This window comes from Paenibacillus tarimensis (genome assembly GCF_021532315.1).
Classification (GTDB): domain Bacteria; phylum Bacillota; class Bacilli; order Paenibacillales; family Paenibacillaceae; genus Paenibacillus_I; species Paenibacillus_I tarimensis.
Map to the genome: position 1 here is coordinate 45,703 of NZ_JAKGAO010000026.1, position 20,519 is coordinate 66,221.

The 20,519-nt window shown below is 51.1% G+C and carries 22 protein-coding genes; 9 read left to right on the forward strand and 13 right to left on the reverse strand.

Going from position 1 to position 20,519, the window contains the following annotated elements:
* Positions 1-65 precede the first annotated feature (65 nt).
* Positions 66-443: a DUF2512 family protein gene (locus tag L1N82_RS19705; RefSeq protein WP_235289173.1), complete on the forward strand. Its 378-nt coding sequence runs from the start codon at positions 66-68 to the stop codon at positions 441-443.
* Between the two features lie 128 nt (positions 444-571).
* Here L1N82_RS19705 and L1N82_RS19710 read toward each other — a convergent pair whose 3' ends face one another.
* A complete protein-coding gene (locus L1N82_RS19710; RefSeq protein ID WP_235289174.1) occupies positions 572-718 on the reverse strand; it encodes a hypothetical protein in 147 nt (48 codons plus the stop codon).
* A 187-nt stretch (positions 719-905) separates the two neighbouring features.
* Between L1N82_RS19710 and L1N82_RS19715 the strand changes: the two genes are divergently transcribed.
* Positions 906-1,310 (forward strand): VOC family protein, encoded by a 405-nt coding sequence (locus L1N82_RS19715; protein WP_235289175.1) that lies wholly within the window; start codon positions 906-908, stop codon positions 1,308-1,310.
* Positions 1,311-1,366: 56 nt separating this feature from the next.
* On the opposite strand, the gene L1N82_RS19720 is transcribed toward L1N82_RS19715, so the two are convergent.
* The 10 genes from L1N82_RS19720 to L1N82_RS23325 form a co-directional block, all read right to left on the reverse strand.
* Positions 1,367-1,999: an ABC-2 transporter permease gene (locus L1N82_RS19720; protein WP_235289176.1), complete on the reverse strand. Its 633-nt coding sequence runs from the start codon at positions 1,997-1,999 to the stop codon at positions 1,367-1,369.
* Positions 1,992-2,873, reverse strand: coding sequence for an ABC transporter ATP-binding protein (locus L1N82_RS19725; protein ID WP_235289177.1), 882 nt, complete (start codon positions 2,871-2,873; stop codon positions 1,992-1,994). The genes L1N82_RS19720 and L1N82_RS19725 overlap by 8 nt, the downstream gene beginning before the upstream one ends.
* A complete protein-coding gene (locus tag L1N82_RS19730) occupies positions 2,870-3,259 on the reverse strand; it encodes a GntR family transcriptional regulator (protein WP_235289178.1) in 390 nt (129 codons plus the stop codon). The genes L1N82_RS19725 and L1N82_RS19730 overlap by 4 nt, the downstream gene beginning before the upstream one ends.
* Before the next feature lie 184 nt (positions 3,260-3,443).
* The gene (locus L1N82_RS19735) at positions 3,444-4,460 is read right to left on the reverse strand and encodes an ABC transporter ATP-binding protein (RefSeq protein WP_235289179.1); all 1,017 of its coding nucleotides are present in this window, start codon (positions 4,458-4,460) and stop codon (positions 3,444-3,446) included.
* Positions 4,457-5,497, reverse strand: coding sequence for an ABC transporter ATP-binding protein (locus L1N82_RS19740; RefSeq protein ID WP_235289180.1), 1,041 nt, complete (start codon positions 5,495-5,497; stop codon positions 4,457-4,459). The genes L1N82_RS19735 and L1N82_RS19740 overlap by 4 nt, the downstream gene beginning before the upstream one ends.
* Before the next feature lie 13 nt (positions 5,498-5,510).
* Positions 5,511-6,497, reverse strand: coding sequence for an ABC transporter permease (locus L1N82_RS19745; protein WP_235289181.1), 987 nt, complete (start codon positions 6,495-6,497; stop codon positions 5,511-5,513).
* A gap of 2 nt (positions 6,498-6,499) precedes the next feature.
* On the reverse strand, positions 6,500-7,435 hold the full coding sequence (locus L1N82_RS19750) for an ABC transporter permease (protein ID WP_235289182.1): 936 nt from the start codon (positions 7,433-7,435) through the stop codon (positions 6,500-6,502).
* 157 nt (positions 7,436-7,592) lie between these two features.
* A complete protein-coding gene (locus L1N82_RS19755) occupies positions 7,593-9,311 on the reverse strand; it encodes a peptide ABC transporter substrate-binding protein (RefSeq protein WP_235289183.1) in 1,719 nt (572 codons plus the stop codon).
* A gap of 565 nt (positions 9,312-9,876) precedes the next feature.
* On the reverse strand, positions 9,877-10,131 hold the full coding sequence (locus L1N82_RS19760) for a hypothetical protein (RefSeq protein ID WP_235289184.1): 255 nt from the start codon (positions 10,129-10,131) through the stop codon (positions 9,877-9,879).
* A 15-nt stretch (positions 10,132-10,146) separates the two neighbouring features.
* The gene (locus L1N82_RS23325; RefSeq protein WP_268822069.1) at positions 10,147-10,281 is read right to left on the reverse strand and encodes a hypothetical protein; all 135 of its coding nucleotides are present in this window, start codon (positions 10,279-10,281) and stop codon (positions 10,147-10,149) included.
* A gap of 235 nt (positions 10,282-10,516) precedes the next feature.
* On the opposite strand from L1N82_RS23325, the gene L1N82_RS19765 reads away from it, so the two are divergent.
* Positions 10,517-11,791 carry a hypothetical protein gene (locus tag L1N82_RS19765; protein WP_235289185.1) on the forward strand — a complete coding sequence of 425 codons (1,275 nt, stop codon included), beginning with the start codon at positions 10,517-10,519 and terminating at the stop codon, positions 11,789-11,791.
* Between the two features lie 174 nt (positions 11,792-11,965).
* A complete protein-coding gene (locus L1N82_RS19770) occupies positions 11,966-12,637 on the forward strand; it encodes a M15 family metallopeptidase (RefSeq protein WP_235289186.1) in 672 nt (223 codons plus the stop codon).
* Positions 12,638-12,710: 73 nt separating this feature from the next.
* Here L1N82_RS19770 and L1N82_RS19775 read toward each other — a convergent pair whose 3' ends face one another.
* Positions 12,711-13,043 carry an antibiotic biosynthesis monooxygenase gene (locus L1N82_RS19775; protein WP_235289187.1) on the reverse strand — a complete coding sequence of 111 codons (333 nt, stop codon included), beginning with the start codon at positions 13,041-13,043 and terminating at the stop codon, positions 12,711-12,713.
* A gap of 264 nt (positions 13,044-13,307) precedes the next feature.
* On the opposite strand from L1N82_RS19775, the gene L1N82_RS19780 reads away from it, so the two are divergent.
* The 4 genes from L1N82_RS19780 to L1N82_RS19795 all read left to right on the forward strand — a co-directional run bounded on the left by L1N82_RS19780 (position 13,308) and on the right by L1N82_RS19795 (position 18,582).
* The gene (locus tag L1N82_RS19780) at positions 13,308-14,849 is read left to right on the forward strand and encodes a stalk domain-containing protein (protein ID WP_235289188.1); all 1,542 of its coding nucleotides are present in this window, start codon (positions 13,308-13,310) and stop codon (positions 14,847-14,849) included.
* Positions 14,850-14,999: 150 nt separating this feature from the next.
* Positions 15,000-16,433 carry an alpha/beta hydrolase family protein gene (locus L1N82_RS19785; RefSeq protein WP_235289189.1) on the forward strand — a complete coding sequence of 478 codons (1,434 nt, stop codon included), beginning with the start codon at positions 15,000-15,002 and terminating at the stop codon, positions 16,431-16,433.
* Between the two features lie 117 nt (positions 16,434-16,550).
* Positions 16,551-17,225 (forward strand): response regulator transcription factor, encoded by a 675-nt coding sequence (locus tag L1N82_RS19790; protein WP_235289190.1) that lies wholly within the window; start codon positions 16,551-16,553, stop codon positions 17,223-17,225.
* Entirely contained in the window at positions 17,218-18,582 is a 1,365-nt protein-coding gene (locus L1N82_RS19795) for a sensor histidine kinase (RefSeq protein ID WP_235289191.1), read from the forward strand. Before L1N82_RS19790 ends, L1N82_RS19795 begins: the two co-directional genes overlap by 8 nt.
* Positions 18,583-18,600: 18 nt before the next feature.
* Here the strand turns inward: L1N82_RS19795 and L1N82_RS19800 are convergent, their stop codons facing one another.
* Positions 18,601-19,791: an MFS transporter gene (locus L1N82_RS19800; RefSeq protein ID WP_235289192.1), complete on the reverse strand. Its 1,191-nt coding sequence runs from the start codon at positions 19,789-19,791 to the stop codon at positions 18,601-18,603.
* Between the two features lie 157 nt (positions 19,792-19,948).
* Between L1N82_RS19800 and L1N82_RS19805 the strand changes: the two genes are divergently transcribed.
* Positions 19,949-20,464, forward strand: coding sequence for a GNAT family N-acetyltransferase (locus L1N82_RS19805; protein WP_235289193.1), 516 nt, complete (start codon positions 19,949-19,951; stop codon positions 20,462-20,464).
* Positions 20,465-20,519: the final 55 nt, after the last annotated feature.

Sequence of the window (20,519 nt, forward strand, 5' to 3'; positions counted from 1 at the left end):
TATGCGATTCCAGAAGTATTGGCATGGTTAAACAATAGTAGACAGCTAAGGAGAGGTGATGACGAATGAAGAGTTTCTTACTGAAGTTGGCTGGTAACGGCTTTATCGTTATTCTGACGCTGATGTTGTTTACCGAGATGCCCTGGTGGAGCGCATTATCAATCGCGCTGGTCTTAACGGTAACGGCTTATCTGCTCGGCGATCTTACCATTTTGCCAAGGACGAATAATATAACCGCCACCTTGGTGGACGCTGTATGGGCCGCACTTGTAATCTGGGGAGCCAGCGCCCTGATTGAATGGCAGCTTCATCTGTCCGAGCTTCTGGTCATTGTATTGTTCCTCGGTCTGTTTGAATATGTCTTCCATATTCGCCTGCTTCGGCTGCAGGACGAGGGAGCCAATACGACCAAACGTAAGGGCGACAAAGCTATTCTGTCATAACATAGAACCAAATACCGGCTGCTCCACCGACATGGTGGTCAGCCGGATTTCTTTTGTCCGTCAGAGGCCGATACACGCACAATAAAAAACCGTCCACTGTCAGGCGGACGGTTCATCGTGCGGTAATTTTACTTGGAGTCATTACCCTTCTTGTCACTCCACTTCTGGGCTTCAGGTTCAACATCCCGGCCCTGCTCAATCGTCTTATTCTGCTCCGGCGAGTGGTTGTGCTTGTCCTCCCGGTTACGGATCTCATCTCCAGATAGGTTGGCCATGGTCTATCCCTCCTTTGCCTGGTGCTGTGTTCTAGTTGTTATTACCCGCTGCCGGGAAGGACAAACATGAATATGGGTGAAACCCGAGATGACGGCCGCATGGCATTACGACCTTTTGTTATTTATGAATAGGCGGTTTATACTCGTTTAAAGAAAGATATTTTGAAGGGAAAGCGAGGAGTTAGAGATGGGACATAATTCGAAGATTGGCGGGGGCGGATTTCATCATGTAGCAATCCGCGTATATGATTTTGATGCATCCGTGCGGTTCTATACCGAGATATTGGGTTTTGAGGAGCGTGTTCGCTGGGGTGAGGGTACAAGCCGCGCTGTGATGCTGGATACTGGTGACGGCAACTATTTGGAGATCTTTGCTGGCGGGGCTGAAGGACAAAAGCCAGAAGGGGCTTTTCTACATATAGCTCTGCGCAGCAGCAATGTAGACAATGCCCTTGAGCTGGCACGGGATGCCGGTATGGAAGTCACCATGGAGCCGACCGATGTCATGCTTGGCAGCGAGCCTGTCCGTATTGCCTTCTTCAAAGGACCTGACGGGGAGATCATTGAGCTGTTCCAGAGCAGCGGCCTGTAAGTTTGTTGGCAGGTCAGAGCCGGGCGAATAAGCCCGGCTTTCCCTTTTAGAAGAGCTTACCCTGCCATATCCTTCTTCCGAAAGAGCGACTGAGACAACCCGTATGATATCACAAACAGCAGCAGCGTTCCCCCAACGATAACCGACAGCACGGCTGCCGGAGATCCGGTGTCCAACGGGAGCCCAAATGTCATTTCACTCATAACACCGCTCATGCCGACGATCACCGATACAGCGAGGAAGATAGCGAGAAGGGAAACGACCTGTGCTGCCCGGTCACCCAGCCAATAATAAACCGGGAAGAAGAGGGAAGCGAACAACAGGACTATCCCTGTTGTAAGGGAAGCTTGCATCCAGGTCCACTCTACCGGGTTATCCAGCACATACAGACTGACCAGATGCACAAGCAGGCTCATGAATAAGCCGATAATCAGGAAGACGATAACGACGGCGTACTTGGCTTGGACAATCTGCTTCCGCTTAACCGGCAGGCTGCCGATAAACAGGATACTCTTGCTCTTCGTTTCAAGACTGACAGAGAACATTACCAGCATGATTGCTGACAGTGCACCCACAAGTATTGTGGAGGCTTCATTATTCATAATAAATCCAAAGAAGATAGCATACAGGACAATGAACAGATAATAAAACCGGACGACCAGCATATCCTTGCGGATCAGGTTAAACACGGGCACCGGACCTCCCTTTTGCTGTATAGAACATGATGTCCTCCAGCGTTGGAATTTCAATGCGGGCAAAGCCGCCGAACAGGCGCTCCGCTTCCTCCCTGTTTGCTGACAGTCCCTCAAAGCCCACAGATGTCTCACGAATACCAATCAATGTGCCGCGTGTATCCCGGTCGAGGAGAGACCTATCGGCTTTGATCAGTGCATAACGCTCGAATATCTCTTCCTTAGAATCGCAGAACACCAGCCTGCCCTTATCTACAAAGGCAATATAGTCAGCTATCCGGTCCAAATCGGTTGTCACATGGGTAGAGAAAACAATGCTTCTGGTATCCTCCTGAATGAAATCCGCCAGCATATCCAGCAGCTCACGCCTGAATACCGGGTCTAGCCCTGCCGTCGGTTCATCCATAATAAGCAGGTCCGCATGATGAGACAGTGCAAATACGAGTGAAAGCTTCATCTTCATACCCTTGGATAGACTGCGAATCCTGGCTTTAGGATGAAGTTCAAAGCGGTCTAGAAGCTGCCGGTACTGCTGCTCATCCCAGCAGCTGTAAAAGGGCGCCAGCACATTCTTCATGGCTCCTATTGAGAGATGCTCATAATAATGGCTTTCATCCGAAACATAGCCGATCCTTTCCTTAATCTCCTGTTCCCTCTCCGGCATCCTCCGCCCAAATATCCTCACCTCGCCGCGATCCGGTACAGCCATACCCAACAGAAGCTTAATCAGCGTACTCTTGCCTGCTCCGTTAGGCCCCACCAAGCCCGTAATATATCCCTGCTTAATTGACATTGTGATCGGTTCCAGCTTAAACCGCGAGTATGATTTGGACAACCCGTCAAGCTCAATTACATTCTCGTCCTGATTCATAACCATTCACTCCCCTCGTCGCTATACAGCTGACCGAAACGGCTCAGCAATTGATCCAGTCCCATATCGAGACCCTTTGCCTCCTTCACGATCTCCCGCATTTTCTCTTCCATTAGCCTGATCCGCTGCTCGCGGATTTGAGCAGAGCTAGCACCGGATACGAAAGAGCCTTTGCCGATTACCGAGTCAACTAGCCCCTCCTTTTCCAGCTCTTCATAAGCTCTCTTCGTTGTAATGACACTGATCTGGAGATCCTTGGCCAGCTGGCGGATGGAGGGCAGCCCCTGACCAGGACTTAATGTGCCATTTAAGATGGCGCTTCTGAGCTGCGTCACGATCTGCAGATAGATCGGTTCTCCGGACGCATTCGAAATAATAATATTCATACATCACCACGCTAACCGTATTTAGTGTATATATATAATATATACACCACTCCTAACTGTGTCAATGACAGTTGCCCCGTACGGCACATAAAAAACCACAGCCCGCCTGTGAAATCTCTAGCGAGATTCCACGAGCGGGCTGTGGTAGTTAATTGTATATTCAAACCATATTAGGGTTAGAAGTCTATCCAGCGGATACAATACCTTCTTGGCTCGGCAGCGGCTCCCCTGCAAAGTGACAGGCCGCATAATGCCCAGGCCGATGCTCGATCAGCGGTGGCATTTCCTTCGCACATACCTCTTTGGCGAGCGGACAGCGGGTACGGAACGGACAACCGCTAGGCGGATCAATCGCGCTCGGCAGGTCACCTTTGATAACAATTCTCCGCTTCTGTGTCTCGGAATCAGGGTCCGGAATCGGAACGGCCGACAGCAGAGCGCGTGTATAAGGATGCAGCGGCTCGTCATAGAGCGTTTCGCTCTCCGCAAGCTCTACCAGCTTACCCAGATACATGACAGCTACGCGGTCGCTGATATACTTTACCATCGACAGGTCATGCGCGATAAACAGATACGTCAAACCCATCTTGCGCTGAAGCTCCTTGAGCAGATTGACAACCTGTGCTTGAATTGACACGTCAAGCGCTGAGATCGGCTCATCGCAGACGATAAACTTCGGATTAACAGCAAGCGCGCGGGCAATACCAATCCGTTGACGCTGGCCGCCGGAGAACTCATGCGGATAGCGGTTGGCATGCTCGGCATTCAGCCCGACGAGTTGCAGGAGCTCGGCCACTCTAGCTTTGCGCTCAGTACGGTTCTTGGCAAGATTATGAATATCCAGTGCCTCGCCAATAATATCATTAACCGTCAGCCTCGGGTTGAGCGATGCGTATGGATCCTGGAAGATCATCTGCATGTCGCGCCGGATTGCCTTCATCTCTGAGGGAGACAGCTTGTAGATATCCTTGCCTTCAAACTTCACTTCTCCTCCGGACGGTTCATACAGACGAAGCAGTGTACGTCCTACCGTGGATTTACCACAGCCGGACTCGCCTACCATCCCCAGTGTTTCACCTTCGCGAATGAAGAAGCTGACATCATTGACGGCTTTCAGTGTACGGCCTTTGCCAACACGAAACAGCTTGCTGAGGTTGTTGACCTCAATCAACGGCTTGTTCTTGTTCAGTGAACTGCTCATGCGTGCACCTCCTTGGCCATCTCATGATTCAGCCAGCAGCGAGCCGACTGTGTTGAGCTGCATTCAAACAGGCCTGGATCCACGCGCGTGCAGATATCCATCGTATATTTGCACCGTGCAGCGAACGCACATCCTGTAGGCGGCTTGATCAGATCCGGCGGAGTGCCCGGGATCGGAACAAGCGGCTGGCTCTTGTCATCGTCCAATCTTGGAATGGATTCCAGAAGACCCTGCGTATACGGATGCTTCGGATTATTGAAGATCTCATGCACTGTACCGGTCTCAGCAACCTGGCCGGCGTACATGACGATAACCTTATCACAGACGTCAGCAACGATACCGAGGTCGTGGGTGATCAGCATGATCGATGTATTCAGACGGTTACGCAGCTCCTTCATGACTTCAAGAATCTGTGCCTGAATCGTAACGTCGAGTGCTGTTGTCGGTTCGTCGGCAATCAGCAGCTCGGGATCACAGGCAAGCGCGATTGCGATCATGACACGCTGGCGCATGCCGCCAGAGAACTCATGCGGGTACTGCTTCATCCGGGTTTCCGCAAGCGGAATGCCAACCAGGTTAAGCATCTCTACTCCACGCTTATGAGCCTCCTTCATCGACATATTGCGGTGACGAATCAAGTTCTCCGTAATTTGCCGGCCGACTGTCATCGTCGGGTTGAGAGACGTCATCGGATCCTGGAAGATCATGCCCATGCGGCCGCCGCGAAGCTGCTGCATCTCCTTCTCCGACTTCTTCAATACATCTTCACCGGCGAAGCGGATTGAACCCTTCTTCACACGGCTTGGCGGCGAAGGAATTAGGCGCATCAGCGTCTGCGCGGTAACACTCTTGCCGCAGCCTGACTCGCCGACGATTCCGACTACCTCGCCCTTATTAATAACCATATTTACACCGCGAACAGCCTGCACTTCGCCTCCCCGTACATCAAAGGAGACGTGCAAATCCTCTACCTCAAGCAGAGGCTGGGCATTCGTCTGCCCTATGCTGCTGTTACGCAGTTTATTGTCAGATTTCATGGAACTCTCCCTCCTACCGCTTCAATTTTGGATCGAACGCATCACGAAGCGCGTCGCCAAAAATGTTGAATGCTAACATCGTCAAGCTGATAAACAAGGCAGGGAAGAAAATACGCCAAGGGAATACCTTCATAGCGCTTCGCGCATCTTCGATCATGGTACCCCATGAAGCAGCCGGCGATTGAACACCAAGGCCAAGGAAGCTCAGGAACGCTTCCGCGAAGATTGCACTCGGCACTGTAAGAGTCAGCGTAACAATAATCGGGCCCATTGCATTCGGGATCAGGTGGCGGAAGATAATCCGGCTTGCGCTTGCACCAAGTGAGCGGGATGCCAGAACATATTCCTGGTTCTTCAGCTGCATAACCTGACCGCGGACAATCCATGCCATGTTAACCCAACCGGTTATACCAATTGCCAGAACAATCGTAAACAAGCTCGGCTCCATGACAACTACTAGCAGAATAACGATTAGCAGTGTTGGAATAGAATACAGAATCTCAGCAGCCCGATTCATAATCTCATCTACCCGTCCGCCAAAGTAACCCATAATACCACCGTAGATAATACCAATCACAAGGTCAATCAAGGCAGCGAACAAACCTACGCGCAGGGAGATGGATGCCCCCATCCAGGTACGTTCAAACATATCCCGGCCAAGATCATCCGTACCGAACCAATGCTCCTTGGACGGCGGTTGGTTCGTGTTCATCAGATCATTCGTTTCATAATCATAAGGAGTAAGATACGGTCCAATAAAAGACATGACAGTAATAGCAAGCAATATAAACAGACATATCATCGCCAGCTTATTGCTTACAACCCGCTCCATCGCGTCCCGCCAAACCGAGACGCTCTCACGGGAAATGACTTCGGCGTTCAAGCCCGAGGTATCAATTTTGCGGAAGTCTTCCGGCTTCAGATTCAGATGCTGATGCCGGTCATTCGAAGCGGCTTCATGCTGCTCCTCATTGTTCTTAGTCACATTCAGATTAGACATCTTTACGAGCCACCTCCCCGGCTGTTCAGCTTGATGCGCGGGTCAATAGCAGCGTATGCGATATCCGTCAGGAAGCGCGCCATAATCAGGATGAACGCATAGAACAAAGTAAGACCCATAATCAAGGTATAATCGCGGTTTGATACACTTTCCACAAAATACTTGCCAATACCCGCAATACCAAATATTTTTTCAATAACGACCGATCCGGTAACAATGTTTGCCGTCATCGGACCAAGATAGGTAACAACCGGCAGAATAGCATTTCTCAGAGCATGCCGGTTTATAATGATAGCCTTGGAAAGACCCTTCGACTTAGCAGTCTTGATATAATCGGAATTCATAACTTCGACCATGTTAGAACGCGTCAAACGTGCAATAAAGGCGATTGGCAGTGCCGATAACGCAATGACCGGCATAACATAATCGAGCGGCTCCTTCAGACCAGCCACATGGAACCAGCCCAGCTTAACCGCGAAGAAATACTGCATAAGCGGCGCCAAGACAAAGCTCGGGATTGATACACCGAGCACGGCAACTATCGTTGCAAGAGCATCAATTAATCCGCGGTGGTAGAGAGCTGCAATAACACCGAGAGCTATACCAACAATAACAGATACGATGATCGCTACGAGGCCCAGCTTAGCGGAGTTCGGGAAGGAGTTTTGAATGATATTGTTAACCGTACGGTTAGCACTTTTCATTGACTCTCCAAGATCAAGGTGCAGCAAATTGTTCATATACGTTAAATATTGCTTCCAAACCGGCTGATCGAAGCCATATTTGGCTATCATATTATTATAAATTGCCGGCGGGAGCTTCTTCTCGCCCATGAAGGGATCACCAGGTATGGCCTTCATCATAAAGAAGGTCACTGTAGCGAGCAGGAACAGCGTAAGCAGCACGTACATCAGCTTAGTCGCTATAAAACGGACCATCTGCATCATCTCCGGATAAAGTTTGAACTTGCGTCAAGCTGCCATTCGCCCCTGCAGCGCATGAACGGAGAAAATGGGATACTTATGGTAATCCATAAATATCCCACTTCACCGTTACCTATGGCCTGACGGCTTTAAGAACGACAACCTGATTTAATTAATGCTCGGCAATAGAACCGTAGTTGAATCTGATTTCACCAGAGTAGTCAATCCATACGCCCTGTACATAAGGCTTCTGCATCCAGATGCCCGTGTAATAGTAGATCGGCAGGATTGGCATTTCGTCCATCAGAATCTTCTCTGCAGCAGCCATTGCTGCCATACGTTCAGCTGGATCAGCAGATGTTTGTGCTTTCTTGATCAGTCCGTCATATTCAGCGTTTGCGAAGCCTGTATCGTTGTTGCCGCCGCCCGTGATCCACATGTCAAGGAATGTCATCGGATCATTGTAGTCAGCGCCCCAGCCAGCGCGCGCAATGTCATAGTTCAGGTTCGTACGGTTGGTAAGGAATACGCCCCACTCCTGGGATTGTACATTTACTTCAACGCCAAGGTTCTTCTTCCACATATCAGCTATTGCTGTAGCAATTTTCTTGTGGCCTTCACCCTCGTTATGAGTAACCGTAATTGCAGGCAGCTTGCTCAGGCCCTTTTCTTCCATACCTTTAGCCAACAATGCCTTGGCTTGTTCTACGTCTTCCGTGAAGTAGCTGTCTTTCACTTCATTACGGTACGTATCGTTCTCGCCTTTGATACCGTAAGGCACAAAACCGAACGCCGGGATTTGTTCACCCAGTGTTACTTTCTCAACAATTGCTTTTCTGTCAATCGCCATTGCCAGTGCTTTACGAATATTCACGTTATCAAATGGCTCTTTTGTGGTATTAAAGTTAAAGTAGTACGTGCTCGCAATACCCTGGATCTGCAGGTTAGCTTCCGGATCTGCCTTCAGTGTTGGAAGCATATCAGTCGGAATTTCGCCTGTTGGACGACCAGCCCAGTCCAGATCGCCTGTCTCGTACATGCTGAGTTCGGTATTGCCATCGCCAATGATGGACATGCGCACTTCTGTGAAGTGAATCTTGTCAGCATTGTAGTAGTTCGGATTCTTCGTCAGCAGCAGCGATTCGTTGTGGCTCCACTCCGTCAGAAGGAAAGGACCGTTCGTGGAATGCGTAGCCGCTTCTGCTGCAAACTTAGGATTAGCTTCAACTACTGCCTTGTTAACAGGGTAGTAAGTATAGAAGCTGAGCAGGTTCAGGAAGTAAGCTGTCGGCGAATGCAGTTCAACAACAAGTGTCTTGTCGTCCTGTGCTTTAACGCCTACTTGGCTTGCGTCTTTGATCTCTTCGGTGTTGTATGCTTCAGCATTCTTCAGGTAGTACAGCTGGTAAGCGTATGGAGCCGGAGTTTCTTTAGTTGGATCAAGGACACGCTTCCATGCAAACTCGAAATCATGAGCGGTCACAGGCTCGCCTGTGCTCCATGTAGCGCCGTCACGAATTGTGAACGTGTAAGTCAGGTTGTCTTCAGATACTTCCCACTTCTCAGCCATACCAGGCTGAACGTTTCCGTCTTTATCAACCGTGGTAAGACCTTCCATCACTGCATTCAGAACGGTACCGGATGTGTTGTCCTGGCTCATACCCGGATCAAGTGTCGGCGGTTCGGCATGCAGGTTCATACGGAAAATCTGCTCTGCGGCAAGTCCTGCTTCACCAGACGTGTTGTTTTGTGCTTCGTTAGTTGGCGTGTTCGTGCCGCCAGTGTTATTACCGCCAGTGTTGCCGCCGTTGTTCGAGCAGGCGGACAGCAGCATGCTGACCGAAATGACCAGTGCCAGCATAATGGATCCTGTTTTTTTGCGCTTGTTCATGGGAACCCTCCGTTAGTCAATTTGTAATTCTCTTTATAGAAGCTGGCATAATACCCCTTCTTCAAAACGTGTCATGTATATGTTAAGTAGCATGACACCTCCCTTTCGAATACGACTTTGTAAAAGAAAGTAAACTGAAAAATATTTTATATTGTATACTGAATACCGCTATATTACAAGGCATATGACAGATATTTGTTTCAGATTTGTAAACAAAATCATGCATATTGGTTATGAGGCACAAATCCTTACATGCTATAGAAAATATCACGGACCCGTGCGCCCTTCCCGGCCACTGCCCTCCCTTCTTATCTGAACGTTTATGCTGCGTGCCTCGTTATCATGACGCTGTCACTGCCACCGCAATCTCCATGTGCAAGAGACTACAACTAAGAATTTTATCGTATTTTGTCGAATACATCAACCCAGGCTTGTCCTATTTAACAGGTATAGCTTCCAAGATCTTCAAACAGATTTGTTCAATCCCCTTAAACTGCCAAAATGAAGCAGGCCGACAAGCTGTCCCGCTTCATTCTGCTATCTTCCCCGGCCAACCCAACCTCATCTAATCAAACATCTTTAAGATGTCATTCTTCGAAACGCCAATATCCTTGAAGAACAGCTCGAGATTGGCTAAGCGGCCTGTGACAACAAACTGCAGGTTACGGTCACGATCCATCAGCACAGAATTTACCGTGAGCGCATTCGATAACAAGCCGAAAGCAATCGCGATCTGCTGCGGGGTTAACTTTGTGCGGGGAAGCGGGTTTCCGTTACCAGCCGTTTGGCTGCCGGCTGATCTGTCTCTGCGAACCGCCACTGCAATCGCCCCCTTTTAACCAATTAAGATTGGCGTCTCCAGTTCCGGACCTCTGCCAATACCAGCCAAGAAGCTGATTATAACAATAATAAAGACCACCAGGCTGACACCTGTCTTCGTCCGTTGATACCCGACCGGCCTCGCTCTCATTACTGATCCCACCTGTCTCCTCTGTTTACCTTATACTATGCCGGCTATACCATTCTTGCTTAGACTCTTCTGCTCTCCCAGCATATTTCGGGTATGCAGCGGGGGGTTGTAGCCCAGACCGGACAGGAATGATATAATATAAAGAATAGATTCAAGCAGGCATTGAAATACAGGTACGGATTCGCGTTCACCCTATTTTCGATGTAACCGGTTACTAACTAATGGAGGTCCACTCATGGAAAAGAAGATGATGGAATGGATTGCTTATACTGAAAGCCGAATTGATTTGTCCGCTTATAAGCTGCATGCTTGTGCCATCAGACGCAGTCATAACTTCCTTTCCGAAACACTGTACACACTGGAAATGGAGTGGTTCCCCATTGAGCGTGACGGACGGTCCAAGGATGGTTACAATCCTCCCGGCACAGCTATTATCGAGCTGGATCTGGCTGCGATGCAGTTTACCAAAATTCTGTACGTGGGCGGCGTCTCACTCAGCAGCGGGCCAATTATTGAAACCGGGAATGCGGAAGCGGCAGCCGCCTGGATTGAACAAGAGACAGGGCTCCAGTACCGGAAACAGTTCTGCCTGAGCAAGCAGACCGGCAATGAGTATCAATTCTCCGCTTGCTATGAGGGAATTCCCATTTCCCCGCAAGCCAGAATCGATTTGAAGCTTGACCAGACTGGTAAGCTCGTCTTATACAGCCGTCACGGGCGCTTTGCGGCCGCTGAAGAAATCACTCCCGAGCCATTCACGCTGACGCTCGATGGGGAAGTGCAGCAAATCGCAGCAGGACAGCTCCGGCGGCTGACTGTACCGGCCAACAAAACGAGAAAATGGCTTGCCGTTTACGGCCTCGAAGAAGTGTATATAGCACAAGACCGGAAAACACTTATCCCTATCCGGACCGACATTGATGAAGCCGCACGATGTGACGTCAATGAGCGAATGGAATGGGAGACGCCGCTTGAGCATCCCTATGAACGGCGCCCGCTCAACCTCACCCGTCACCCTGTTACGGTCGAACAGGTACTGGAACGGGAGCCCGATCCCGACATGCGTTCACTGACTCCGGAAGAGCGGGAGCTGGCTAAGCACGCCGTACTTGGCCTCCTGCGGAGCAAGTACCCGGAAGACTCCGGCAGATGGAACATGGTTTCCCTCTCCGTCCGGCATGGCTATGTGATTGCCAAGCTTAAGGTGCCGGATGACTGGCGCTTTCCCGGCATCAAGATGATTGTTCACATTGACCGTGTCTCTATGGAGGTTGTTAACTGGATGGATACTCTCTCCTTCCTGGACCTCTATAACGATTATGAACCGGCCGACTATGATGAGCCGCTGAGTCTGGAGACAGCCTGCAGTAGGCTGCACGATAAGCTTCGCCTTGATCCAGTGTATGTTTACGACTTTGAACTTCGCAGATACAGATTATGCGGTAAACTCGACTCCGACTATGGTGTATTGGCTCATTCGGGGGAAGTTATTTCTCTGCAAGACCTGTAGAACAGTACAGAAAATGTAATCCATTCATATAAGTAGGCCGAGGCCCGGACTTAAGTCCGGGCCTGTTACCGCCCTGGGGCGGGTTACCCTGCCCTCGGCATGTTCTATAATAGGCAAGAGACTTTTCCACCCTACAGGCGGTAGATTATACACACAAGGACTGAGCATAAGGATATGAAGCCTAACCGACAGGATATCATGGTAACCCGAAGCGCACACGAGTTCCCTGCCCCCTATCCCGCAGACCATGAAAGGAACTTACGGCGTGTTAAGCGGCGCTCAAGGCGAAACACCCTGCTTCTGCTTCTTATTACGCTCGGGTTCATCATATATTGGAACAAGCTTCCCATCCCGGAATTCCTGGAGCCCGAGAATTCTGTCCGTGACATTTCACCTGTTACCGGACTTCACCCCATTGTGGCAGCCAAGCAAAATGAGCTCATACGTCTCACCGGGAAGGCCGGAATTACCATTCTTATCACGGACGGCTTTAGGAGCAAGGAAGAGCAAGATGCTCTGTACCGCCAGGGAAGAAGCGACGATGGGCCTATCGTCACTCACGCTAAAGGCGGGGAATCCTACCATAACTATGGGTTGGCAATCGATTTCGCTTTGCGGACAGATGACGGGAATGTCATCTGGGACTTAGAATACGATGGCAATGGCAATGGAGAATCGGATTGGATGGAAGTTGTCAGCATTGCCAAGGAGCTGGGGTTTACCTGGGGAGGCGACTGGGCAAGCTTCCGGGATTACCCACACCTTCAAATGGACTTTGGTTATTCAATCCGTGAGCTGAAAAACGGCAAACGTCCTCCCGTACAGGCTGAGACAAGCATTCCTTAATTGAAATCTATTCTATTAAATAAAGAAGGATTGCCCACCGGCTCTCTTGATACCGGCTGGACAATCCTCTGTTTTATACCGTACCGGCCGCCTTGCCAGGCCGCACCGTCTTCACATGATACATGTTCACCGAACTGCTGATAACAAACTCAGGCTTCGGCTTACCTCTGTTATCCCGGTGCCCTTGAATATGGGCATCACTCTTCTCCCAATTCTTCCAGGCTTCTTCCGACTCCCACCTGATCATAACCAGCACTTCCTCCTGCTCCTTGTTCAAGCGGTTCACCATCACACTGCGGTCAACAAGCCCTTCCATCGCATCTATCGCACCTTCTGAGCTGAATCGCTCCACGACCTGATCGGCAAACCCTTTTTCAACGATAATCGACCTTGTTTGAATGAACAAAGCACGCCCTCCTAATAAAAGACTAGTAGTATCCATATTCTAGTTGATAAAGATTCTCATTGTCAAACAGAGCTTAAGCAAATATTTATCAATAACGTTCCCACAACTTGCTACTTATGAACTATAATGGGTTAGTAGACTTGTACCTGAAGCCGGTACAGCTGGCGAATTCTGACTGTCGGAAGGACTCGGACCCTTGGGAGACAGGTCGTACAGACTCATATTTTTCATACATCAGTTGAAGGAAAGGTGCTGGAATCCAAATTGAAAAAGTATTTCGCCGCTCTACTATCAGTCATCCTGTTGTTCGGTAGCGCAGCAAGCGTACAAGCTGCAGCAACCAAATACAAAGTGTACGTGGACGGTGCACTCGCTACCTCGAATGGTATTGTCCGTAATGGTACCACTCTCGTACCATTCAAGCCGGTTCTGTCCGCCATGGGCTTCGGCTTCCAATATGATGGCAAGTCCAAGACGGTCAAAGCCAAAAAATCAGGGACGGTCATCACGCTCACGATCGGCAATAAGAAAGCAAGCGTTAATGGTACGGCAGCAATGCTTCCAGTAGCACCCACCCTTATTAACAATACGACCTACATACCTGTGAGATTCGTAGGTGAATCCACTGGATACAGTGTATCGGCGGATAAGGCGGCAGGTTCGATATATGTTGATTCCCAGAGTGATGAGGATTATGTCTCGGCAGAACCAGGCCAAACAACCACTCCACCTGCTTCGACTGCAGCTGCAGGAACTCTGAATACCCAGCAGATCACCAAGCTAAACGACAGCAAGGTAGTTATGATCGAGATGGAAAAAGGCCAGGGCAGCGGCGTATATCTCGGTGAAGGTGTATTTATTACCAACCACCATGTCATTGAGGGAAGCGTGTCCGGACGCGTGGTTGATACTAACGGCAGATACTTTGACATTGAAGGTGTTATTGCGCATGACACCACCCGTGATTTAGCCCTTATCAAGATTACATCCAACACATTTCAGGCCACCACGGTGACCATCGGTAATCCTTCTGACTTGTCCAAGGGTGAGAAGGTCGTAGCGATCGGCAGCCCAATGGGTATGCAGAACACCGTCGCTGAAGGCTTGGTTAGCAGCTTTAGAACAACGGAAGATAATGTCAAGCTGATTCAAATCAGCGTGCCGATTGATCACGGCAGCTCCGGTGGCGCTCTCTTCAACCAGAAGGGACAACTTGTTGGTATTACGGCGAGCGGCATTGACAGCAATGCCAGCCTTAACTTTGCTATTGACATTAGAGAAGCTGCAGGCATGCTTGAACTAACCAAGGGAATGCGCTATGCCCAGCTGACAACAACTCCGCTGTCCTCACTGGCAGCTGCTGTGCCGGCCAGCTCTACCGGCTCCTCCGAGACTCCCGATAACGTAGCCCGTTCAATGGTGAGCACCTTGAACAGCTCGGCGACTTTGTTCCCTACGCCGAGCGGCTCAATCCAGCTGGGCAAATGGATCTCCTATGTAGAGGACGGTACTGTCGTAGTCTTTAATGTTCTGGATGCAGATGACTACGCAGCCTACAATCGATATTTCGATTCTAACCACGCTGCATATGAGCAGTGGATGGATAACCTCGGCAGATCAGCAGCCAAGAGCTTCCCGAACAACAAAATTATGATCTGTCTCTTCTATGAAGACATGTTTACAAGCTACCCAAGCTCCTTCGACGAGGAAGAAATCGAAACGGTCCCTGGCGGCTATGAAGTTTTCCACCTGTTTGCTGTATCGTTAGTCCAGAACGGCAAGGTAGAATCGGCCGTTCGCCCATAAATGCGGCACCAAGCCCGCCTGCAGCTCATTTGCTGCAGGCGGGCTTGATTTATATCCGCATGTTCTGGCCGCACTTCGTTCATCTTCCGTTCATATACCTCTGATAGCCTGAGTCTTATAACAACATTAAGACTGGGAGGAATTATGAATATGAAGCCATTTGAAATCTGCTTGTTCGCAGCCGCCGGGCTCCTGCTGCTCGGATATTGCTTCAAGCTGTGGCCAAGGAAGCCCTGGATACCCGCTGTCGCTTTAAGCGGCACCATCATGGGCGTAATTCACCTTCTTTTCGAAGGGGCGCGCCTGCAGATGATCCCGCTTTATGTATGGTTTGCAGGAAGTGTGATTGGCTGCTTGTCCGCATTAGTCAAAAGTAAAAGTCTGCACCCCTTTGGTGATGTTTCGCTCTCCAGACGTATAATACTGGGACTAACCGGGATAATCACCGCAGCTGTTGCGCTATTCGTCCCCCTTTACCTGCTGCCGCTTGTTATTCTGGAGCAGCCTAGCGGCCCCTATGCCGTTGGCACGGCAAGCTATTACTGGACCGACCCCAGCCGCAGTGAAGCCTTCACCCCCGATCCCTCTGATAAAAGGAGTATCGCACTCAGGGTATGGTATCCGGCGGAACGGCTGCAGAATGCAGAGCGAGCGCCATACGCTTACCCGCCCGAACAGTTGAGCCGTGTAAGCAAATCCCTGCCTCTAGAGCTTCGCGTATTATTGAACAGCATCTCACATACCGAGACACACGCCTACCTTCAAGCCCCGGTTTCTGGTGAAGAAGAGAAGTATCCCGTACTCCTATTCTCACCGGGCTACGGAATGTCTAACTTTATGTATACCACCCAAACCGAGCAGCTTGCCAGTCATGGCTATATCGTCGCTGCTATTGAACATCCTTACTACACAATGTTTCCTACACTCGCACCCGACGGACAGGTAACCGAGGGACAGAGGGATCTGGATGGTGCAGGGTTTGACTGGGCAGCGATGGAGAGGGAGATACGGACATTGGTGCAGGATGCGGGATTTGCGATTAGCAAGCTTCAAGAAGTAAACGGACAGGACCCGCTCGGTCTGCTGACGGGCAAACTGGATTTACAACGTCTCGGAATGTATGGCCACTCCTTTGGCGGTGCAGCCGCCGCACAGGTTATGCATGCCTTCCCCGAGATCGGCATTCTGGCAGGCGTGAATATGGACGGTTTTCCTTTTGGCGAGGAAATCACGAATGGTTTGCCCGGCCCATTCCTTTATATGCAGACCGCCGACTCGGACCTCTTCGCAGACAAGGAACTGCCTCCAGAGATTGCAACCGAACCCGCTGAATACGGGCTCGCTTCTGTCGAGCAGTATTGGGCGATTGCAGAGGAGCTAAGGCGAAGGAAGGCCGGTTTACTCCAGAACGATGGGGTGGAGCGAACAATCGCTGGTGCGGACCACATGACCTTCTCCGACATGGGACTGTACACCCCTTTGCTGGGCCGGAAGGATACGGGGCTGATGCGCTCCATAAATAACGAGCTGCTGATATTCTTTGACCGTCATGTGAAGAATATCGATACTGTACCAAGCTCCTGATACTAGCGACACCTGTAAAGTCCTGGTTATAATGGTTGGGAATGCTTCAGATTGCTTAAGATTGCTCCTGAGGCTCTGCTGCACGCTGTGGATTATCCTTTGAAGGAGGAGAACGGAATGACGAGTGTATTAATAGCCGATGATGACCCGCATATCAGGGAGCTCATCCGGATGACGCTGCGCCAGGACCGTTATGAGCTCTCTGAAGCAGGCAGCGGAACCGATGCCTTGCGGATCGCCTCCGCACAGCGTATCGATATCGCGATTGTCGATGTCATGATGCCCGGGATAGATGGGCTGGAGGTGTGCCGTGAGCTCAAACGGTATTATGACATCCCCATCCTTCTCCTAACTGCCAAGGGAACAAACACAGATAAGGTCAAGGGCTTCCAGGCGGGAACGGATGACTATGTTGTAAAGCCCTTCGATCCTACTGAGCTTCGGTACCGGATGAAAGCTCTGCTGCGCAGATTTCAGCTGGATAAGAGCTGTGTTATTGAGGTGGGGGCGCTGTATCTAAACGCCGACCGTACGGTCAGCATCGATGGAACGAACATGATTCTGCCGCCCAAAGAATTCGAGCTTCTAACCCTGCTCGCTTCCCATCCGAACCGGACCTTGACTCGGGAGCAGCTGATCCAGCAGGTATGGGGCCTGGATTACGAAGGGGATGAGCGTACTGTCGATGTGCATGTAAAAAGATTGCGGGAACGCCTCTGCAGTTACGCTTCCCGCCTTGAAATCGTAACCGTACGCGGCCTGGGCTACAAGCTGGAGGTACAGCATGATTAAGTCGTTGTATACTCGAATTGTCCTCTATTATTGCGCGGCTGTCTTAATCAGTGTAGGAATTGGCTTTGCTTCTGCTGTCGTGCTGTTCTGGAACTCCGGATATGAAGAGGAGGCGAACAGCTTGAAGCGCTCAGCAGCGGTTATTGTACAGCTCTACGAGCAGACCCGGCCGCAAAATATAGCCTCATTCCTGGAATCTGCCGCACAGCTTGCCTCCGTACGCGTATCCCTCCAGTTAACCGGCCGTGAAGATAGTGAGCAGAGATTCAACTGGAGGGAGAACGAGTCACTTGGTCTGTTATGCGACTGCGAGGTTGCCTACAGCACAATATGGAGCATCAATGGCAATGACTACGAGCTGAAGGTGCTTCCGGATCAGGAGGAGATCTCGGGCTTCAGCGAGATTGCCTTCATTCTTGCGATTGTGCTGCTCGTTGGCGGAGGGCTCATGTTGGCCGCCGGAAGACATCTGGTTAAGCCTGTTAAGGCCGTTACTACTGCCGCGGGAGAGATTGCCGGGGGTAATTTCGGCATTCGTCTTCCCACTGACCGGCAGGACGAGATGGGGGCGCTGTCTGCATCCATCAACCATATGGCTTCAGAGCTCGGGCAGCTGGACCAGGAGCGGCAGGCCTTCGTAGCCAATGTTTCCCATGAGTTTCAGTCGCCGCTTACTTCAATCAAAGGCTTCACGCAGATGCTGCTGGAGGGAGCGCTTGATGCTTCCGAGCAGCAGCGCGCCCTCCAGATTATCGGGCAGGAGAGCGACCGCCTGTCCAAGCTCAGCGATAACCTGCTCCGGCTTGCGGCGCTGGATTCCGACAAGCTGGCCCTGTCGCCGGTTCCTTTCGACGTTGCCGAGCAGATTCGCCGGACTGTACTTGCCTTTGAACCGGTATGGTCCCAGAAGGGATTGAATGTGGAAATGTCGGCAAGTAAGGCCATTATCCAGGCAGATAAGGAGCTGTTGAGCCAGGTATGGTCCAACCTGATGTCCAATGCCATCAAGTTTACGCCCCCGGGCGGGGCAATCCGTATAGCGGTCCGGATTCAAGAAGATCAACTGGAGACCCGCTTTTATGATAGCGGCGCACGTATCGCAGAGAAAGATAAACCGCGTATATTTGAACGGTTCTACAAGGTGGATGAGGCCAGAGACCGGACCAGGGAAGGCAGCGGCCTCGGTCTGTCCATCGTTCAGAAGATAGTAGGCATCCACAAGGGCCGTATTCGCATAGTGGACGGCCCGCTGCAGGAAGGCAAGACATTCATCATCACGCTTCCTGTCCCGCGGGCCGAAGGTGAGGTAGTGCGAGAACATGCGGGAAACCGCCAACAAAACCGGCCCGCCGGGTAAGAGCGTCATCCCTTAAGACTAAGTCTCCACTGTTTTCCCTCTCAACCGGCGGGCCTCCACTGCCATCCATGCCAGCAGCAGCAGCATGACGGCCGATACCGCGGCAAGCATCCATATCGTGCTGCCCGCGCTGTAACGATCCAGGAACCAGCCGGTGATTCGGGGCATAGCCGCCCCGCCAAGGCCCCCGGCTGCTACTAGCAAGCTCGTCGTTCGTTCGGTCATGCCGGGCAGCTTCTCATTAATATACAGTAGACCAATAGCGAACACACCTGACCAGACAAGCCCGCTCAACCCGATCCATATTAGACTGATACTGGTGCTGCCCGTTACAGCAAGCAGTGCCAGCAAGCCGGCACCCACCCCTGTAGAAACAGCCAGATACCGGATATACCCGCTCCAGTCCGCCAGGCGGCCGGAGAATAACCGTCCAATGACCATTAATCCCCAGAACAAGCTCAGTGTAGACGCTGCTGCCGCTTCCCCCATACCTGCACGTTCCTTCATAATCGAGGGAAGATAGTTGGACACGCTCATCTCCATGCCGACATAGAGGACGAAGTAAGCAACCCCCATAGTGAGCAGAGGCAGAGCCGAGAGGCTGTAGCGGGCCCTGGGTGCTGTGCTTTCCGTAATCTTAGGTGTTGTGTGTGCAAGCATGTCATCCGCCTGCCCAAAGGACATGGTTAGCCAGATCAGGGTGGTAATGCCGGCCATCGCTGTCACCACAGGGAAAGCCATCTGCCATATCCCCTCCCCAATTAGCAGAGCGGCGACTGAAGGCATGGCAAGCGCTCCAAGCCCGAAGAAGGTTTCGAGCCGGGTCATTGCGGACGCCTTCCGTTCCACCACGAATTCAATAATAATAGCGCCAAGCACCGCTTCCGTCAGCCCAAATCCAAAGCCTGCAATCGGTGCTATACTAAGCATCAGTCCCCAAGGCGGGAGGAGGCTGTATGCCGCCTCTGCGGCCGTCAGACTCCCCATTGCAGCCAGTACTGTGTTCCTTCTTCCGATCCAGCGGGTCAGATACGGCGCTGCAAGCACGCCCGCCAGGAAGCCGAGGAACTGGTTCATGATCCACTGTCCGCCATCTTGATAACCTAATCCATAATGGTCCATCATCGGCTCCAATACTGCGCCGCCTACGACATGGGCCATCCCGATCACAAGATAAGACAGGCATCCTATCCATATCAATTTATTCATATCTGCTCCTGTTCCAGCTGTCTAATCAAGCTTGAAAAAATTCGTTATCTTACGAACGCTTGTTATCTGTAAGACCGCTCTTATTTTAACATGCCACAGGCCATTTTGTTATAATGACTTCATCCCATTAAGTAACCACACCATCAGGAGGCCCATCTTGGTACATTCCAACGTACATCCACCTTCCTATGCAGCCGGGCTGTATCTTGCTCCCCTCTCTGAAGAGTATGGCAGGGAGCTGTGCAGCTGGCGTTATGAACCGCCTTATGACTTGTTTAACTGGCCCTCCTGGGAGCTAATGCAGCAGCAGGGCATTGAGTTTGGTGATCCGGTAATCCGTGAGAGGCAGTATACCGCAATTCTGGATGCGAATCACGAATTAACCGGGTACGCACAATTTTTCCCGTTGCTTGGTGTCACCCGTCTCGGCCTCGGCCTTCGTCCCACCTTATGCAGTCAAGGCCTTGGCCCGGCTGTTGTTTCCCTTCTCATTAAGGAAGCATTCAGGCGGGCACCGGAGGATGAAGTGGATCTCGAGGTCCTGACGTGGAACAAGCGGGCCGTTAAGGCTTACCAGAAGGCCGGATTCGAAATTACAGACCGCTATTGTCGTCCCACTCCTGCTGGCACAGGTGAATTTTTCTGCATGATTTACCAGGAACCGTCCGTTTAAGCGCCTCCTTATGCCCGCATGCACGAACGCCAATAAACGCCCTCGGCCTGAAGCC

Bases quoted from the DNA above. Each gene is read 5' to 3' on its own strand.
- L1N82_RS19790 (WP_235289190.1), top strand. From the start codon at position 16,551: ATGACGAGTGTATTAATAGCCGATGATGACCCGCATATCAGGGAGCTC.
- L1N82_RS19705 (WP_235289173.1), top strand. From the start codon at position 66: ATGAAGAGTTTCTTACTGAAGTTGGCTGGTAACGGCTTTATCGTTATT.
- L1N82_RS19765 (WP_235289185.1), top strand. From the start codon at position 10,517: ATGGAAAAGAAGATGATGGAATGGATTGCTTATACTGAAAGCCGAATT.
- L1N82_RS19785 (WP_235289189.1), top strand. From the start codon at position 15,000: ATGAAGCCATTTGAAATCTGCTTGTTCGCAGCCGCCGGGCTCCTGCTG.
- L1N82_RS23325 (WP_268822069.1), bottom strand. From the start codon at position 10,281: ATGAGAGCGAGGCCGGTCGGGTATCAACGGACGAAGACAGGTGTCAGC.
- L1N82_RS19710 (WP_235289174.1), bottom strand. From the start codon at position 718: ATGGCCAACCTATCTGGAGATGAGATCCGTAACCGGGAGGACAAGCAC.
- L1N82_RS19755 (WP_235289183.1), bottom strand. From the start codon at position 9,311: ATGAACAAGCGCAAAAAAACAGGATCCATTATGCTGGCACTGGTCATT.
- L1N82_RS19725 (WP_235289177.1), bottom strand. From the start codon at position 2,873: ATGAATCAGGACGAGAATGTAATTGAGCTTGACGGGTTGTCCAAATCA.
- L1N82_RS19750 (WP_235289182.1), bottom strand. From the start codon at position 7,435: ATGGTCCGTTTTATAGCGACTAAGCTGATGTACGTGCTGCTTACGCTG.
- L1N82_RS19735 (WP_235289179.1), bottom strand. From the start codon at position 4,460: ATGAGCAGTTCACTGAACAAGAACAAGCCGTTGATTGAGGTCAACAAC.
- L1N82_RS19715 (WP_235289175.1), top strand. From the start codon at position 906: ATGGGACATAATTCGAAGATTGGCGGGGGCGGATTTCATCATGTAGCA.
- L1N82_RS19770 (WP_235289186.1), top strand. From the start codon at position 11,966: ATGAAGCCTAACCGACAGGATATCATGGTAACCCGAAGCGCACACGAG.
- L1N82_RS19730 (WP_235289178.1), bottom strand. From the start codon at position 3,259: ATGAATATTATTATTTCGAATGCGTCCGGAGAACCGATCTATCTGCAG.
- L1N82_RS19745 (WP_235289181.1), bottom strand. From the start codon at position 6,497: ATGTCTAATCTGAATGTGACTAAGAACAATGAGGAGCAGCATGAAGCC.
- L1N82_RS19740 (WP_235289180.1), bottom strand. From the start codon at position 5,497: ATGAAATCTGACAATAAACTGCGTAACAGCAGCATAGGGCAGACGAAT.
- L1N82_RS19800 (WP_235289192.1), bottom strand. From the start codon at position 19,791: ATGAATAAATTGATATGGATAGGATGCCTGTCTTATCTTGTGATCGGG.
- L1N82_RS19795 (WP_235289191.1), top strand. From the start codon at position 17,218: ATGATTAAGTCGTTGTATACTCGAATTGTCCTCTATTATTGCGCGGCT.